The 16,197-nt window shown below is 73.3% G+C and carries 15 protein-coding genes and 1 riboswitch; of the genes, 10 read left to right on the forward strand and 5 right to left on the reverse strand.

Annotation, left to right across the window (positions count from 1 at the left end; translation table 11 throughout):
* Positions 1-35: 35 nt before the first annotated feature.
* A riboswitch (glycine riboswitch) is annotated at positions 36-133 on the forward strand.
* A 190-nt stretch (positions 134-323) separates the two neighbouring features.
* Positions 324-3,209 carry an aminomethyl-transferring glycine dehydrogenase gene (gene gcvP, locus DNK56_RS14260; protein WP_111334055.1) on the forward strand — a complete coding sequence of 962 codons (2,886 nt, stop codon included), beginning with the start codon at positions 324-326 and terminating at the stop codon, positions 3,207-3,209.
* A 94-nt stretch (positions 3,210-3,303) separates the two neighbouring features.
* On the opposite strand, the gene DNK56_RS14265 is transcribed toward gcvP, so the two are convergent.
* Together DNK56_RS14265 and DNK56_RS14270 are read right to left on the reverse strand one after the other, a co-directional pair.
* On the reverse strand, positions 3,304-3,510 hold the full coding sequence (locus DNK56_RS14265) for a DUF5999 family protein (protein WP_111334057.1): 207 nt from the start codon (positions 3,508-3,510) through the stop codon (positions 3,304-3,306).
* A gap of 245 nt (positions 3,511-3,755) precedes the next feature.
* The gene (locus tag DNK56_RS14270) at positions 3,756-4,352 is read right to left on the reverse strand and encodes a hypothetical protein (protein WP_111334059.1); all 597 of its coding nucleotides are present in this window, start codon (positions 4,350-4,352) and stop codon (positions 3,756-3,758) included.
* 482 nt (positions 4,353-4,834) lie between these two features.
* Here DNK56_RS14270 and DNK56_RS14275 point away from each other — a divergent pair, with 482 nt between their 5' ends.
* A complete protein-coding gene (locus DNK56_RS14275; protein ID WP_111334061.1) occupies positions 4,835-6,340 on the forward strand; it encodes a glutamate-cysteine ligase family protein in 1,506 nt (501 codons plus the stop codon).
* Positions 6,341-6,434: 94 nt separating this feature from the next.
* The gene (locus DNK56_RS14280; RefSeq protein WP_446750426.1) at positions 6,435-7,283 is read left to right on the forward strand and encodes a CPBP family intramembrane glutamic endopeptidase; all 849 of its coding nucleotides are present in this window, start codon (positions 6,435-6,437) and stop codon (positions 7,281-7,283) included.
* 19 nt (positions 7,284-7,302) lie between these two features.
* On the opposite strand, the gene DNK56_RS14285 is transcribed toward DNK56_RS14280, so the two are convergent.
* Positions 7,303-8,121, reverse strand: coding sequence for a PhzF family phenazine biosynthesis protein (locus tag DNK56_RS14285; RefSeq protein ID WP_111334065.1), 819 nt, complete (start codon positions 8,119-8,121; stop codon positions 7,303-7,305).
* 130 nt (positions 8,122-8,251) lie between these two features.
* On the opposite strand from DNK56_RS14285, the gene DNK56_RS14290 reads away from it, so the two are divergent.
* The 5 genes from DNK56_RS14290 to DNK56_RS14310 all read left to right on the forward strand — a co-directional run bounded on the left by DNK56_RS14290 (position 8,252) and on the right by DNK56_RS14310 (position 12,672).
* Positions 8,252-8,920, forward strand: coding sequence for a HEAT repeat domain-containing protein (locus tag DNK56_RS14290; RefSeq protein ID WP_111334067.1), 669 nt, complete (start codon positions 8,252-8,254; stop codon positions 8,918-8,920).
* A 6-nt stretch (positions 8,921-8,926) separates the two neighbouring features.
* Positions 8,927-9,943 carry a HEAT repeat domain-containing protein gene (locus tag DNK56_RS14295; protein ID WP_199563759.1) on the forward strand — a complete coding sequence of 339 codons (1,017 nt, stop codon included), beginning with the start codon at positions 8,927-8,929 and terminating at the stop codon, positions 9,941-9,943.
* A 104-nt stretch (positions 9,944-10,047) separates the two neighbouring features.
* Positions 10,048-10,692: an ArsR/SmtB family transcription factor gene (locus DNK56_RS14300; RefSeq protein WP_111334069.1), complete on the forward strand. Its 645-nt coding sequence runs from the start codon at positions 10,048-10,050 to the stop codon at positions 10,690-10,692.
* Positions 10,689-12,050 carry an MFS transporter gene (locus DNK56_RS14305; protein WP_241989867.1) on the forward strand — a complete coding sequence of 454 codons (1,362 nt, stop codon included), beginning with the start codon at positions 10,689-10,691 and terminating at the stop codon, positions 12,048-12,050. The genes DNK56_RS14300 and DNK56_RS14305 overlap by 4 nt, the downstream gene beginning before the upstream one ends.
* A gap of 43 nt (positions 12,051-12,093) precedes the next feature.
* Positions 12,094-12,672: a PadR family transcriptional regulator gene (locus tag DNK56_RS14310; RefSeq protein WP_111334071.1), complete on the forward strand. Its 579-nt coding sequence runs from the start codon at positions 12,094-12,096 to the stop codon at positions 12,670-12,672.
* A 33-nt stretch (positions 12,673-12,705) separates the two neighbouring features.
* Here the strand turns inward: DNK56_RS14310 and DNK56_RS14315 are convergent, their stop codons facing one another.
* Positions 12,706-12,906 (reverse strand): hypothetical protein, encoded by a 201-nt coding sequence (locus tag DNK56_RS14315; protein WP_111335798.1) that lies wholly within the window; start codon positions 12,904-12,906, stop codon positions 12,706-12,708.
* 184 nt (positions 12,907-13,090) lie between these two features.
* On the opposite strand from DNK56_RS14315, the gene DNK56_RS14320 reads away from it, so the two are divergent.
* Positions 13,091-14,086 carry an EamA family transporter gene (locus DNK56_RS14320; protein ID WP_111334073.1) on the forward strand — a complete coding sequence of 332 codons (996 nt, stop codon included), beginning with the start codon at positions 13,091-13,093 and terminating at the stop codon, positions 14,084-14,086.
* 27 nt (positions 14,087-14,113) lie between these two features.
* Here DNK56_RS14320 and DNK56_RS14325 read toward each other — a convergent pair whose 3' ends face one another.
* Positions 14,114-14,827 carry a pyridoxamine 5'-phosphate oxidase family protein gene (locus DNK56_RS14325; protein WP_111334075.1) on the reverse strand — a complete coding sequence of 238 codons (714 nt, stop codon included), beginning with the start codon at positions 14,825-14,827 and terminating at the stop codon, positions 14,114-14,116.
* Positions 14,828-14,862: 35 nt separating this feature from the next.
* Here DNK56_RS14325 and DNK56_RS14330 point away from each other — a divergent pair, with 35 nt between their 5' ends.
* Entirely contained in the window at positions 14,863-16,194 is a 1,332-nt protein-coding gene (locus DNK56_RS14330; RefSeq protein WP_111334077.1) for an aminotransferase class I/II-fold pyridoxal phosphate-dependent enzyme, read from the forward strand.
* The last annotated feature ends 3 nt before the right edge of the window (positions 16,195-16,197 follow it).

Genomic DNA, 16,197 nt, shown 5'->3' on the forward strand with positions numbered 1-16,197 from the left:
GTCGTGTACCCCGCTGGTACGCTGGCCATGGCTGCTGACCCCGTGCGGGAGAGTCGCCCGGAGACGATCCGGACGACGCCGAAGGAGCAACTCCTCCCCGGAATCTCTCAGGCCCCTGTACCGCACGGACGAGGTCACTCTGGAAAGCAGGGCGGGTTGTGCGCGGCCGTGGGCCGGGCGGGGCCTCCCTCACCGACGGTGAAAGCCGGCGCCCGCGCGGTGCCGGTGAAGCTCTCAGGTTGAGATGACAGAGGGGGAGGCCGTTCGGGCACCCGAAGCAGTGGTGCCCTCGCAGGTCGTGACAGACCAGGAGGCCCTCCACCATGACCCCCCGTCGCACCCCGCTCTCGCACCTGGAACAGGGCATTCCCTTCGAGCAGCGCCACATCGGTCCCGATGCCGAGGCGCAGGCGAAGATGCTGGCCCAGGTCGGGTACGGCTCGCTGGACGAGCTGACCGCGGCCGCCGTGCCCGACGTGATCAGGAGCGCGGAGGCGCTGAGCCTGCCGGAGGCCCGGACCGAGGCGGAGGTGCTGGCCGAGCTGCGCCGGCTCGCCGACCGCAACCAGGTCCTCGCCCCGATGATCGGGCTCGGCTACTACGGCACCTTCACCCCGCCGGTGATCCTGCGCAACGTCATGGAGAACCCCGCCTGGTACACGGCCTACACGCCGTACCAGCCGGAGATCTCCCAGGGCCGCCTCGAAGCCCTGCTGAACTTCCAGACGATGGTCGCCGAGCTGACCGGCCTGCCCACCTCCGGCGCCTCCCTGCTCGACGAGGGCACCGCCGCCGCCGAGGCCATGGCGCTGTCCCGGCGCGTCGGCAAGGTGAAGAACGGCGTCTTCCTGGTCGACGCCGACGCCCTCCCGCAGACCACCGCCGTCATCGGGACGCGCGCCGAGCCGACCGGTGTCGAGGTCGTCGTCGCCGACCTCACCGAGGGCATCCCGGCCGAGATCGCCGAGCGGGGCGTCTTCGGCGTCCTGCTCCAGTACCCCGGCGCCTCCGGGGCCGTCCGGGACCTCAAGCCCGTGATCGACCGGGCGCACGAGCTGGGCGCGATCGTCACCGTGGCCGCCGACCTGCTGGCGCTCACGCTGCTCACCTCGCCCGGCGAGCTGGGCGCCGACATCGCCGTGGGCACCACGCAGCGCTTCGGTGTGCCGATGGGCTTCGGCGGCCCGCACGCCGGCTACATGGCGGTCCGCGAGAAGTTCGCCCGCAGCCTGCCCGGCCGCCTCGTCGGCGTCTCCGTGGACGCGGACGGCAACAAGGCGTACCGGCTGGCCCTGCAGACCCGCGAGCAGCACATCCGCCGCGAGAAGGCCACCAGCAACATCTGTACCGCGCAGGTGCTGCTCGCCGTCATGGCCGGCATGTACGCCGTCTACCACGGCCCCGAGGGCCTGCGCACCATCGCCCGGCGCACCCACCGCTACGCGGCGATCCTCGCCGAGGGCCTGCGCGCCGCCGGTGTGGACGTCGTCACCGGCTCCTACTTCGACACCCTCACCGTCCGCGTGCCCGGCCGGGCGGGCGAGGTCGTGGCCGGGGCCCGCGAGCACGGCGTCAACCTGCGCCAGGTGGACGCCGACACTGTCTCCGTCGCCTGCGACGAGACCACGACCCGTACGCAGATCGCCGCCGTCTGGGCCGCGTTCGGCGCGGACGGGGACGTGGAGGCGCTGGACGCCACCACCGAGGACGCGCTGCCCGAGGCGCTGCTGCGCACCGACGCGATCCTGACCCACCCGGTCTTCCACCAGCACCGGTCCGAGACCGCGATGCTGCGCTACCTGCGCAAGCTCGCCGACCGCGACTACGCGCTGGACCGCGGCATGATCCCGCTCGGCTCCTGCACCATGAAGCTGAACGCGACCGCCGAGATGGAGTCGATCACCTGGCCGGAGTTCGGTGCGCTGCACCCGTTCGCGCCCGCCGAGCAGGCCGAGGGCTTCCTCACGCTCATCCGTGAGCTGGAGGAGCGGCTGGCCGAGGTCACCGGCTACGACGCGGTCTCCATCCAGCCGAACGCCGGTTCGCAGGGCGAGTTCGCCGGGCTGCTGGCCGTGCGCGCGTACCACCGCGCCAACGGCGACGAGAAGCGCACCGTCTGCCTCATCCCGTCCTCCGCGCACGGCACCAACGCGGCGAGCGCCGTGATGGCCGGCATGAAGGTGGTCGTCGTGAAGACCGCCGACGACGGCGAGGTCGACATCGAGGACCTGCGGGCCAAGATCGCGCAGCACCGCGACGAACTGGCCGTGCTCATGATCACCTACCCGTCGACGCACGGCGTCTTCGAGGAGCACGTCGCCGACATCTGCGCCGAGGTGCACGACGCCGGCGGCCAGGTCTACGTGGACGGCGCCAACCTCAACGCGCTGGTGGGGCTGGCCAAGCCCGGCCGGTTCGGCGGCGACGTCTCGCACCTGAACCTGCACAAGACCTTCTGCATCCCGCACGGCGGCGGCGGTCCGGGCGTCGGCCCGGTCGGTGTGCGCGCGCACCTGGCGCCGTACCTGCCCAACCACCCGCTGCAGCCCTCGGCGGGCCCGGAGACCGGCGTCGGCCCGATCGCGGCCGCCCCCTGGGGCTCCGCCGGCATCCTCCCGATCTCGTGGGCGTACGTACGCCTGATGGGCGGCGAGGGCCTCAAGCGCGCGACGCAGGTGGCCGTGCTCGCGGCCAACTACATCGCCAAGCGCCTCGAACCGCACTACCCGATCCTGTACAACGGCCCGGCCGGGCTGGTGGCGCACGAGTGCATCGTGGATCTGCGGCCGCTCTCCAAGGCGACCGGGGTCAGCATCGACGATGTCGCCAAGCGGCTCATCGACTACGGCTTCCACTCGCCGACCATGTCGTTCCCGGTCGCCGGGACGCTGATGATCGAGCCGACCGAGAGCGAGGACCTGGCGGAGCTGGACCGGTTCTGCGACACGATGATCGCGATTCGCGCGGAGATCGAGAAGGTCGCGACGGGGGAGTGGAGCGCGGACGACAACCCGCTCGCCAACGCCCCGCACACCGCCGCCGCGCTCGGCGGGGAGTGGGAGCACGGCTACAGCCGCGAGGTGGCGGTCTTCCCGGCCGGGGTCGCGGCCGCCGACAAGTACTGGCCGCCGGTGCGCCGGATCGACGGTGCGTTCGGTGACCGCAACCTCGTCTGCTCGTGCCCGCCCCTGGACGAGTACGACAACTGATCGGGACCGTCCGATCGGGGCGGTGTGACGCGGACACGCGTCGGGGCCGGTGCGGAGATTTCTCCGGGCCGGCCCCTTTTCCGTACTCGGCCGCTCAGGCGGCCTTCATCACCCGGCCCGCCGACAGGGGCCGGTGCGGGGCGATGATCTGTCCGTCCGGAAGCAGCTCACCGGTGTCCTCGAAGAGCAGGACGCCGTTGCACAGCAGACTCCAGCCCTGCTCCGGGTGGTGTGCCACCTGCCGGGCGGCTTCCCGGTCGGCGGAGTCGGCTGTCGGGCAGGGTGGCTGATGCTGGCACATGGATGGGTTCTTTCGCTGCGTCGAGTTGGGCTGGCTGCGGTGTGGAGTGGTGTTCATGACCGTCCCCGTATCGTTCGGTCGGCTCCCAGTGTTGCCCTACGGGCGCGAATCCGCAGGGATTTCGCCGCAGCGCTTCCACTCCTCACATGACGCGTCACCCAGCCGGACGGTTCAGCCCAACTGCACTGTCCCTTCGGGTGGTTCGGGGTGGCCGGATGGGACTAGTCCGGATGGGCGGGGTGGTTTCACGCCGGGGCCGGGGAGCCCAGGCGCGGGCCGGGGCCGGGCATGATCCGGGTGGTGATCACGGGCAGCAGCTCGGCGGCCCGGTGCGGGCGGTGGGCCGCGAAGCCGGGCGGCGCGGGCGCCAGCGGCACCAGCAGGTCGGCCGGGGCGGGGGCGCCGCAGGAGGCGTCGGCCTCCGGGTCGCCGTGCAGCCACAGGGCCAGCATGTAGAGGTCGGGGATCGACAGCAGCCGCGGCTGGTATCGGCCGCCCATCGACTCCGCCTGACGCAGGGCCAGCTCCGTCGAGGGGATGTACGGGCCCTCGAAGAAGTGCGAGAAGGTCCAGCCGTCCGCGGTGAGCACGGCGTCCGCCGCCGCCACCGCACGCTCGGTGCTGCGGATCTGGAAGCGCCAGGCGGCGAGCCGGGTGGCGGGCGCGGCGGCGTCGGGGGCGAGGTCCAGCACATGGACGGGCAGCGGATGTTCGGGGCTCAGCGGTCCCTGCGCGGTTCGCAGGGCGGGGGTACGGGCCTCTCGGACGGCGGTCGGAGAACCGAGCGCCGCGAGAACACTGCGCAGCGCGGGCGGTGGGGCAGGGGGAACATGCAGCGGCATGATGGGGTCGCCTCTCACTTCGGAGACACGGTGGTGCGCGGGCGGGTGCGGACGGCGCTGTCGGCGTGCGGGGCCAGAGGGGGCCGGTGACTGAGCCGGTGCGTCAACTCTCTGCCTCGTCCGCGGAGTTTATACGAACCGTGTTCAGACGGTGTTTCCACTAGCCGCCGCAGCTAATGCCGACAAGGCGGTATCCGGACTTTATTATGCGGAGATCGTGCTGATTCGGTGCGAGCGGCGCAGCCGCCGCCTCGGGTTTTTCCCGCGCAGCGGTCGGCCGAAACCCGCCGGGGCATTACCGGCCCGTGGAGCGGGGAAACCGGCCATTGCCCCATGCCGAGTGAATGTGCCCGGGGCCCCGGCGCACACATTAGCGGGTGCGCGCCGCGTGCGGGGCGTTACGGATCACGTCCTGCGGGCATTATCGATCGTGATGCGAGCGGCCCTGCCGCGCGCTCGGCCACTCGAGGAGGGACACATCCATGGGGGAGAAGGTCGTCGCCGGTGCCTTTGACCTGTCCGATCGGCAGAAGTACCGGAAGAAGCTGCACCAGTGCCTGGAGGCGCTGTCCGGGCTGCTCGCCGAGCGGCGGTTCGACCGGCCGCGCAACCTCATGGGCATGGAGATCGAGCTGAATCTCACGGGCGCCGACGCCATGCCGAAGATGTTGAATGGGGAGGTGCTGGAGCGCATCGCGAGTCACGATTTCCAGACGGAACTGGGGATGTTCAATCTTGAGGTGAACATAGTCCCCCATCATCTGTCGGGGCGTGTTCTCGATCAGCTGGCCGAAGAGCTGAGGACCGGGCTCGGATATGCCGACCGCAAGGCCGGTGAAGTCGATGCCGGGATCATGATGATCGGAATCCTGCCCACCCTGGGCCGCGACGACATGGTCCGGTCCAATCTCTCCGACGGTGACCGCTACGCCCTCCTGAACGATCAAATGGTGGCCGCCCGGGGCGAGGATTTCGCGGTCGATATCGAAGGCGTCGAGCGGCTGGTCTGCTCCGCCGGCTCGATCACGCCGGAGGCCGCCTGCACCTCGCTCCAGCTCCATCTCCAGGTCACCCCGGAGCGCTTCGCCGCCGTGTGGAACGCGGCGCAGGCCGTGGCAGCCGTCCAGGTGGCCCTGGGCGCCAACTCGCCGTTCCTGTTCGGCCGGGAGCTGTGGCGCGAGTCGCGGCCGCCGCTGTTCGAGCAGGCCACGGACACCCGGCCGCCCGAGCTGCGCAACCAGGGCGTGCGGCCCCGGACCTGGTTCGGCGAGCAGTGGATCGGCTCCGTCCGGGAACTCTTCGAGGAGAACCTGCGCTACTTCCCCCCGCTGCTGCCGATCTGCGACGAGGAGGAGCCGCTGCGCGTCCTCGCCGACGGCGGGGTGCCCCAGCTGAAGGAGCTGGTCCTGCACAACGGCACGGTCTACCGCTGGAACCGCCCGGTGTACGGGGTCGTCGACGGCGTCCCCCATCTGCGGGTGGAGAACCGGGTGCTGCCCGCGGGCCCGACCGTCGCCGACGTCATCGCCAACACCGCGCTGTACTACGGCCTGGTCCGGGCCCTCGCGGAGGAGTCGCGGCCGGTGTGGACCAGGATGCCGTTCGCGGCCGCGGCGGAGAACTTCGAGACCGCCTGCCGCCGGGGCATCGAGGCGGAGCTGCTGTGGCCCCGTCCCGGCCGCTCGGGCGGTCTGGCACGGACGCCCGTGACGAAGCTGGTCCGCGACGAGCTGCTGCCGCTGGCCGCCGCCGGGCTCGACGCGTGGAACGTCGAACCGGCGGACCGGGACCACTACCTCGGCATCATCGAGGAGCGCTGCAAGCGGCGTACGAACGGTGCCTCCTGGCAGGCCGACACCTACCACCGGGCGCGCGAGGCGGGCCTGGACCGGGGCGCCGCGCTCGCCGCGATGACCCGGCGCTACGGCGAGCTGATGCAGGGCGGCGACCCGGTGCACACCTGGCCGGCGGGCATCCCGGCACCGTGACGGCCGCTCGCCCGCCGGTACCCGCTCGCAGCCGGTGCGCGGTCGTCGGGCATGCTGTGGCGTCGTCCCACGTCGGTGACGCCCCTCGTTGAGAATGGGGGCGGCGAGCGGTGCGGGACGCGAAGGCGCAACGGAGAGCGGGTGTCAGGTGGAGACGGGGCAAGTGGCCGATTCTTTTCCCCAGGAGGCCGTGTCACGGCGGACTCTCCGGTCCGAGACGGTGCTGGTGCTGGCGCTCTCACTGGGCGCGAGCGGCGTGTCCGCCCTCATCAGCTTCGTCGGCTCACTGACGAAACCGGGGGGCTTGAAGGATCAGGCGGCCACCCTCAACGGCTCCCACGCCCCGGGCCGCCCCTGGCTGGACCTCGCCTGGCAGCTCTTCGGAATCTCCACCGCGCTGGTGCCCGTCGCGCTCGTGGCGCACTTCCTGATCCGGGAGGGCACGGGGCTGCGCGTCATCGGCTTCGACCGCACCCGGCCGGGCCAGGACACGGTGCGCGGCGCGGTCGTCGCGGCCTGCATCGGCAGCGCCGGACTCGCCTTCTACCTCGTCGCCAGGGCCACCGGGTTCAACCTCACGGTCGTCCCGGAGTCCCTGCCCGACGTGTGGTGGAAGTTCCCCGTCCTCATCCTGTCGGCCCTCCAGAACTCCGTCCTGGAGGAGGTCATCGTCGTCGGCTACCTGCTGCGCCGGCTGGGGCAGCTGGGCTGGACGCCGATGGCCGCCCTGGTCGCCAGTTCCGTGCTGCGCGGCTCGTACCACCTCTACCAGGGCATCGGCGGGTTCATCGGGAACATGGTGATGGGCGTCGTCTTCGTCCTGCTGTACCGCCGCTGGCAGCGGGTGGGCCCGCTGGTCGCCGCGCACGCGCTCCTCGACATCGGCGCCTTCGTCGGATACGCGCTCCTCGCCGGCCGCGTGGACTGGCTGCCCACCCCGTGAGCCCGGCGGGCCCGCCGTCCTACGGCGCGACGAGCAGCTCGCCGTCCAGCACCGTGACCGCACGCCCCGTCAGCAGCGTCCGCGCACCGCGCAGCGCGGTGCGGACCAGGCCCGAGCGCGCGGAGACCTGGAGCCCGGTCAGCGTGTCGCGGCCGAGCCGGGCCGACCAGAAGGGGGCCAGGGCGGTGTGGGCGCTGCCGGTCACCGGGTCCTCGTCGATGCCCACGGCCGGGAAGAAGCCGCGTGACACGTAGTCGTACGCCCGGACCGGCGCGGCGGCGGCCGTCGCGATGACCCCCCGCCGCGAGAGCCCGGCCAGCGCCGCGAAGTCCGGGGCCAGCCCCCGTACCGTCGCCTCGTCCGCCAGCTCCACCAGCAGGTCCCCCACCTGCGCGCCCGTGTCGTGCACCGACACCGGCGCGGCGCCCAGGGCCTCGGCGAGACCGTCCGGGGCGGGCTCGGGGGTCAGCGGGGCGGTCGGGAAGTCGAGCGTGTACGAGGCGTCCGGGTGCGCGACGGAGGTCAGCGTGCCGCACCGGGCGGCGAAGCGGACCGTGCCGCTCGCCGCGCTCGAGGTGTGCAGGACGTGCGCGGTGGCGAGCGTGGCGTGGCCACACATGTCCACCTCCGTGACCGGCGTGAACCAGCGCAGCGCCCAGTCCGCCTCACCGCCCGCGGGCAGCGGATGGGCGAACGCGGTCTCGGAGAGGTTCAGCTCGGCGGCGACCCCCTGGAGGAACCGGTCCTCGGGGAAGCCCTCCGGGCCGAACAGCATCACTCCTGCGGGGTTGCCGGTGAAGGGGCGGTCGGTGAACGCGTCCACGATGCGAATCCTCATGACCCCGACCGTAGGCGCGGCTCCCGGCGACGGACCAAGGCCAATCCCGTACCGGTGGCACCGAAACGCGTCCCGGCTTGACCTTGTCACCGTGTCAAGCGCTTCACTGAACCGCCAGGAGGTGGTTCCGATGACCGGGACGCACGAGGAGACGGACATGACACGCGCGCTGCGCGGGCTGGCGCACGGCGACGCCTCGGTGCGGCTGCGGACCGCGCTGGCGGTCGGCTCGGCACCCGAGCCGAGGCTGGTGGACCGGCTCGTCGAGCTGTGCGGGACCGAACCCGACTTCTCCGTACGGGAGATGCTGACCTGGGCGCTCACCCGGCACCCGCAGGCGCTCACCGTGCCCCGGCTGATGGACGAACTGCGCTCGGAGCATCCGCGGGCACGCGCTCAGGCGCTGCACACCCTGTCCAAGACGGGCGACCGGCGGGCGTGGCCGGCGATCGGCCGGGACCTGCTGACGGACCCCGACGACGAGGTGGCGCGCACGGCCTGGCGGACGGCCGTCGCCCTGGCACCCGAGGGCGAGGAGGCGGGACTCGCCGCCGTGCTGACCGGGCAGCTCGGGCGCGGCGGCAGGGAGACGCGGCTGAGCCTCAGCCGCGCGCTGATCGCCCTCGGCGAGGCGGCCGAACCGGCCCTGCGCACCGCCGCCGCGCACCCCGAACCGCATGTCCGCGAGCACGCGCTCGCCACCGAGGCGCTGCGCCGTGACCCGGATGCCGGGTTCGACTTCGCGATCGAGGAGGCCAAGCGCAGGGTGGCTCTGGGAACGGACGACGGGACGGGGTGAGGCGCGGTGCTGATCGGTGAGGTGGCGCGGCGGTCCGGGGTCAGCGCGCGCATGCTCCGCCACTACGAGTCGCTGGGTCTTGTGCGGCCGACCGGACGCAACGACGCCGGATATCGCGAGTACTCCGGCGAGGACGTCCGGCGCATCTTCCACATCGAGAGCCTGCGGTCGCTGGGGCTGTCGCTGCGCGAGGTCGGGCGCGCCCTGGACGATCCCGGCTTCAGCCCGGCGGGGCTCGTCGCCGACCTGGCGCGGCGCACCCGGGAACGGATCGCGAGCGAGACGGAGCTGCTCACCCGGCTGGACCGGATCGGGGCCGCGGAGCCGGCGGGCTGGGAGGAGGTCCTGCGTACCGTCTCGCTCCTCCAGGCGCTGGGCTCCAGCAGCCCCGGTACGCGCCAGCGGGCGGCGCTGTCCGCGGCCGGCGAGGAGCCGGTGCCGGTGGAGGCGCTGGTCGACGCGGTGCTGGGGGAGCCGGACCCGAGTGTGGCCGGCGCCCTGCGCTGGGCCCTCGCCCGGGCGGGCGACGGGCTCGCCCCGCTGGCCGAGGGGCTGCGGTCGCCGGTGCCGGAGGTCCGCGCCCGCGCGGTGCGAGCCGTCGCGGAGATCCCCGGCGAGGCGGCGGCCGCGCTGCTGCGGGAGGCCCTCGGGCACCCGGACCCGGCGGTGCGCCGGTACGCGGCCCCGGCGCTCGGGGCGCGCGGGGTGGCGGCGGCCGTCCCCACGCTCATCGACATGGTCGCCGACGCGGAGCGGGACGTGGAGGCGGCCGACGCGCTCGGCGTCCTGGCGGCGGAACCCGGCACCGCCGACCGGATCGCCACCGCGCTCGTCGCCCGCCTCACGGACCCCGCCCCGGACGCGGGCGCCCGCCGCCGCCTCACCCAGGCACTCGCGGACATCCCCGGCCCGGTGGCGTCGCGGGCGCTCGGAGAACTCGCACACGACGAGGACCGGGGCGTCGCGGTGACCGCCGTGTATCTGCTCGGCCTGCGGGGCGAGGAACGGCCGCCCGCCCCCTGAGAGCGCTGACCCGTGACAGCGACCGGCCGACCGCCGACCACTTTCCCAAATAAATTCTGCAAAAATACTTTTGCAGAATCTCTCGGCTGCTCTAGCCTCCGGTCATGGTCAGCGAAGAGCAGAAACGTGTACTCGATCCCGAGCGGGATGCGGCAGCCCTGAAGGCCCTCACACACCCGCTGCGCATCCGGCTGCTCGGGATGCTGCGGCAGGACGGCCCCGCCACCGCGAGCGAACTCGCGGTCAGGACCGGGGAGTCGTCCGCTTCCACCAGCTACCACCTGCGGGTTCTGGCGAAGTACGCGTTCGTCACCGAGGCCGAGCACCGTGACGGGCGGGAGCGCCGCTGGCAGGCGGTGCACTCCGTGACCTCCTGGAGCAACAAGGCGATGGAGGCCGCACCGGGCAGCCGCGCCTACGTCGGCCTGTCGCGCAGGGTCCAGATCGAGCACCTGGAGGCATCGCTCGCCCGGCACGAGGCCGACATCGCCGACGGGCGGCTGGGCCGGGAATGGGCGGAGCCGTCCGGGATCAACGACCTGATGCCCCGCCTGACCCCGGAGTCGCTCACCGAACTCTGGGAGGCGTTCGACCGGAAGCTGGCGGAACTGACCACCCGCGACGCACAAGATCCACGCGCCGCGCAGGTCGTACTCCTCACCGCCGGACTGCCCCTGGCACCGCGCGACCCCGGCGCCGAGGAGGAAACCACGGCCCCCGCGGTGACGGATGCCGAGGACGCGTCATGACCGGGCCGCTGGACATACGCGCAGCACGCCGCCGCTACGTCACGGTCTGCGTTCTGTTCTGGCTGCCACTGGGACTGAGCACCGCTCCCCTGATCCTGCTGCTCACCGAGCGCGGCATGGCCATGGCGGCCATCGCGGGCTTCTTCGCCGCGCACTCCCTCACCGCCGCCGCACTGGAACTGCCCACCGGGGGCCTGTCCGACGTCTTCGGCCGCCGCACTGTTCTGGCCGCCGCCGGGCTGCTGAACCTGGCCGCCCTGACCCTCGTGGGCCTGGGCACCGCTCCCTGGCTGCTCGGCCTCGGTATGGCCCTGATGGGCGCGGGCCGCGCCCTGTCCAGTGGCCCGGCCGAAGCCTGGTACGTCGACACCGTCCAGGCGCACTCCGGCCCCGACGCCGACCTGCGTACCGGGCTGGCCCGCGGCGGATCTGCGACATCCGCCGCGCTCGCCACCGGAACCCTGCTCGGCGGCGCCCTTCCCTGGCTGCTCGGACTCGGCCCCGCCCTTGGCACGCGACTGGGCGAAGTGACGTCCGGGCTGGTGCTGCCCCTGTCCGTCCCGATACTGCTGGGCGCGGCAATCGAGATCGTCTACGTGCTGTACGTCGTGACCGCTCTGCGGGAGCCGCCCCGGCCGCCGGTCACCCTCCCCTACGTACTGCGCAGCATCCCGGCCACCATCGTGGACGGACTGCGGCTGGGGGGCCGCGACGCGCTGGTCCGCCGGGTGCTCCTCAGCGCTGGGGCCGCCGGCGGCGCCCTGGCCGCGATCGAACTGCTCACGCCGGGCCGTGCCGCGGCCCTCACGGGCGCATCGGAGTCGGGGGCGGTGCTGTTTGCCGCGCTCGCCTGCGCCGGATTCATCTGCTCGGGTATCGGCAGCCACCTGGCACCGCTGACCGCCCGGCTCGCGGGCGGCGGAGAGCGCGCGGTCATGGTCAGCCTCGGCGTGAGCGCGAGCGGCTTGCTGCTGCTCGGCGCAACCGCGGCGTTCGCCGGAGCGGGCTCCACGGTCATCGCGGCCGTCGGCTACGGCCTGGTCTACCTCGGGCTCGGCGCGGCGGGGCCGAGCGAGAACGACCTTCTGCATCGCCGGGTCGCCAGTTCGGGCCGGGCCACCGCCCTGTCCGTCCAGTCTCTCGCCCTGCAACTGGTGGCAGCGCTCACCGGCTTGATCATGGGTGCCCTTCCGCCGGGCCCGATGCCCTGGCTGCTGGGAGGCGCCCTGCTGCTGGCGGCAGCTCTCCTGTGGACTCACCGCGGCGCGACCGCACGCCGGACTCCGCCGGACTCGGTGGGTTGCTATGCGATCGGTTCCGATATATCGTCGAGGCATCGCGATGGTTCAGCGATGTAGAGAACGAAGAGAACGTATCGAAGAGAAGCAGAGGAGTACGGTTATGCGTACACATGGGTACGAACATGGACACGGCCGCCACAGCCACGGGCCGGGCGGGGGGTTCGAGGGGCGCCGGGCGGCTTTCGGGCCGTTCGGGCCGCCGTTCGGCGGCGGGCGCAACCGGGGTGGCGGCCGGGGGAGGGCGCGGCGCGGTGATGTGCGGGCGTCGATCCTGGCGCTGCTCAGGGACCGGCCGATGCACGGCTACGAGATGATCCAGGAGATCGGCGAGCGCAGCGGCGGCGCCTGGCGGCCCAGCCCCGGGTCGGTGTACCCGACCCTCCAGCTGCTGGAGGACGAGGGGCTGATCGTCAGCGCGAGCGAGGGCGGCAAGAAGCTGTTCACGCTCACCGACGCCGGACGCACCGAGGCCGAGACCGGGCCGGAGGCCCCCTGGGAGGAGGCCGGGCGCGGCGTCGACTGGGAGAGGATGAACGAGGTCCGGCAGGCCGGCGTCGGCCTGATGGAGGCGTTCGGCCAGGTCTGGAAGACCGGCTCGCCCGACCAGCGCGAAAAGGCGCTCGCGGTCGTCAACGAGGCCCGCAAGAAGCTCTACCTCATCCTCGCCGACGAGCACTGAGCCCCGAGAACCCCGAGGCGGGTCGGAGGCGGGTCAGCGGGGAGGGGCCTGGTCCCCGCCCGTGCACCAGATGTGCGCCGCGTCGAAGCGGTCGGAGGCGCGCGGATGCGGACCGTCGTCGTGGCAGTGGAACGCCGACCAGAACAGATCGGCGGGCAGCGCGTCGTGCGGTGCGTGGACCCGGTAGACGTAGTCGCGCCCGTCGAGCGCCGGCAGGGACACCAGCCAGCTCACCCCGGTTCCCTCCCGCCGCGCCGCGAACACCCGCTCCCGTCTGTGGGACGTGTACGGGCGGGCCGCCGGTTGCCCCGTACACCCGGACGAGGCGGATGTCAGGGGCGCGGACGGTGTCGGGGGGTTACGCGACGTCAGGCGTCAACGGGGTGACGGTCCTGACCCCAGCTGTCATGATGTGCCGATGCACGCGTCTCAGGGGAGAAGCGCCGGCCTGGGACTCGCCCTCGCCTCGGCGTTCGCATTCGGTGGTTCCGGAGTGGCGGCCAAGCCGCTGATCGAGGCGGGACTCGACCCGCTCCACGTGGTCTGGCTGCGGGTGGCGGGCGCCGCGCTCGTGATGCTCCCCGTGGCCTGGCGCCACCGCGCGCTGGTACGCGAACGGCCCGCGCTGCTGCTGGGCTTCGGGCTGCTCGCCGTCGCGGGCGTCCAGGCCTGCTACTTCGCGGCCATCTCCCGCATCCCCGTGGGTGTCGCCCTGCTGGTGGAGTACCTGTCGCCGGCGCTGGTCCTCGGCTGGGTGCGCTTCGTCCAGCGGCGGCCGGTGACGCGCGCGGCGGCCCTCGGCGTCGTCCTCGCGGTCGGCGGCCTCGCCTGTGTGGTCGAGGTGTGGGCCGGCCTCGGATTCGACGCGATCGGGCTGCTGCTCGCGCTCGGCGCCGCCTGCTGCCAGGTCGGCTACTTCGTCCTCTCCGACCAGGGCGGCGGCGAGGCGTCGCCGGACGGGGCAGGGCCGCCGAATCCGGTCGGCGTCATCGCCTACGGGCTGCTCATCGGCGCCCTGGTGCTCACCGCGGTCGCACGGCCGTGGACCATGGACCACTCGGTGCTCGGCGGCGACACGGTGATGGACGGCACCGAGGTGCCCGCATGGCTGCTGCTGGCCTGGATCGTGCTGCTGGCCACCGTCCTCGCGTACGTCACCGGCGTGGTCTCCGTGCGCATGCTGTCCCCGGCGGTCGCCGGGGTCGTCGCCTGCCTGGAGGCGGTCATCGCGACCGGCCTCGCCTGGGTGCTCCTCGGTGAGCACCTGGCGCTCCCGCAGCTCATCGGCGGCGCGCTGGTCCTGGCCGGCGCCCTCATCGCCCAGTCGGCCACGCCCCGCCCGTCTGTCGGCCCCGTCGCCTCGGGACCGGCCGCGGCGGACGCCGGCGTGGAGCGGTCCGCCGCACGGTCCTAGCGGGTGTCCGGCCAATCCCCGCGGCGTCTAGCGGGTTCGCCGGACACCCTGGAGCGCTTCGAGGTACGCGGGCACCTCGATCGACGGGTCCAGGTCGTCCGCCGGGACCGGTGCGGCGAAGGCGGGGGCGACCGGGACGACGCCCGCCCAGTGCGGCAGGCCGAGGTCGCGCGCGTCGTCGCCGGGTCCGCCGGTACGGATCTTGGCGGAGACCTCGCGCAGATCCAGCCGGACGACGGCGGTGGCGGCCAGTTCCCTGGCGTCGGCCGGGCGGGCGTCCTTCGAGCGCCCCGGCACCGCCTGCTCCACGATCGCGTCCAGCGCGACGCGCTGCTCCTCGGGATCGGTCACCTGGTACGCCGTGCCGTGCACGACCACGGAACGGTAGTTGAGCGAGTGGTGGAAGGCGGAGCGGGCCAGCACCAGGCCGTCCACATGCGTCACCGTCAGACAGACGGGCAGCCCCTCCTCGCCGCCGGACTCCCGCAACGGCCGGGAACCGGTCGAGCCGTGGACGTACAGCCGGTCGCCGACCCGCCCGAACAGCGTCGGCAGGACGACCGGCGCGCCCTCGCGCACGAAGCCGAGGTGGCACAGGAAGGCGTCGTCGAGTATCGCGTGGACCGTTTCGCGGTCGTACGCGGCCCGCTCGCGCAGCCGGGTGGGAACGGTGCGGTCCGTCGGCCCGTAGCCGGCCGGGGCGTCCGAGGACGTGGTCTGCTGGGGAGCGGTCTCCGGCATTGCGGACTCCATTGCACTAGTGCATACTATGGTTTGTGCTAGGAGAGTATCGGATCAGTGGGCGGCGTGCACAGGACATTGCCGCCAGCGTCGAGCACGGGGTCGGCTCCGGGGAGCTGGAGCCCGGCCAAGTGCTGCCGCCCATGCGCGAGTTGGCCGTCTACCTGGAGGTGAACCCGAACACCGTCGCGGCCGCCTACCGCATCCTGCGCGAGCGCGGGGTGATCGAGACCGCCGGTCGCCGGGGCAGCCGCGTCCGGCCCCGCCCCGCGAGCACCGCGCGCGGTTCGATACGGGTGGAGGCCCCGCCCGGCGTACGGGACCTGGGCGACGGCAACCCCGACCCGGCCCTGCTGCCGCGCCTGGGCGAAGCCTTCGCGGCGGTCGCCGAGGCGTACGCGCACGAGCCGGGCCTGTACGGAGGGGCCTTCGTCGACCCGGAGTTCGCCGCGCTCGCCCGCGCCGCCCTGGACGCGGACGGCGTCCCGGCCGGGCCGGTGGCCGTCGCCTCCGGCTCGCTGGACGCGATCGAGCGGGTGCTCGCCGCGCATCTGCGGCCCGGCGACCCGGTCGCGGTCGAGGACCCAGGCTGGGGCGGGCTGCTGGACCTGGTGCCCGCGCTGGGCATGCGGCCCCTGCCGGTCGCGCTCGACGACGAGGGACCGCTGCCCGACGCGCTCGAAGCGGCGCTGCGGGCGGGCGCGCGGGCCGTCGTCGTCACGGACCGGGCGCAGAACCCGACCGGCGCGGCCGTCTCCGCCGCGCGCGCGGACCGGCTGCGTGCCGTCCTCGCCCGCCATCCCGGCATCCTGCTCATCGAGGACGACCACGGGCACGCCATCGTCGACCAGCCGCTGCACCCGCTGGCGGGGGTCACGGACCGCTGGGCGTTCGTCCGCTCGACGGCCAAGGCGTACGGGCCGGATCTGCGGGTCGCGGTGCTCACCGGTGACGCCGTCACGGTGGACCGGGTCACCGGCCGCCAGCGGCTGGGGCCCGGCTGGGTCAGCCGGCTGCTCCAGCGGACCGTGGTCCACCTGTGGAACGCCGGGGCCGTGGACCCGCGCGAGGTGGCCGGCTCCTACGCCCGCCGCCGCGACGCGCTCGTGCGGGCCCTGGCGGACCGGGGCGTCGAGGCGCACGGCCGCAGCGGGATGAACGTCTGGGTGCCGGTGAGCGACGAGACGGGCGCCGTGGCCCGGCTGCTCCAGGCCGGCTGGGCGGTGGCGCCCGGAGCCCGGTTCCGTATCGACGCGCCGCAGGCGGTCCGGCTCACCGTGTCCTCGCTCACCGACGCCGACATCGGCCCACTGGCCGACGCGGTGGCCGGGGCGGCCGGTCCGGCGAGGCCACTCAACTACGGCTGACCG

The organism is Streptomyces sp. AC1-42W, assembly GCF_003248355.1.
GTDB lineage: Bacteria > Actinomycetota > Actinomycetes > Streptomycetales > Streptomycetaceae > Streptomyces.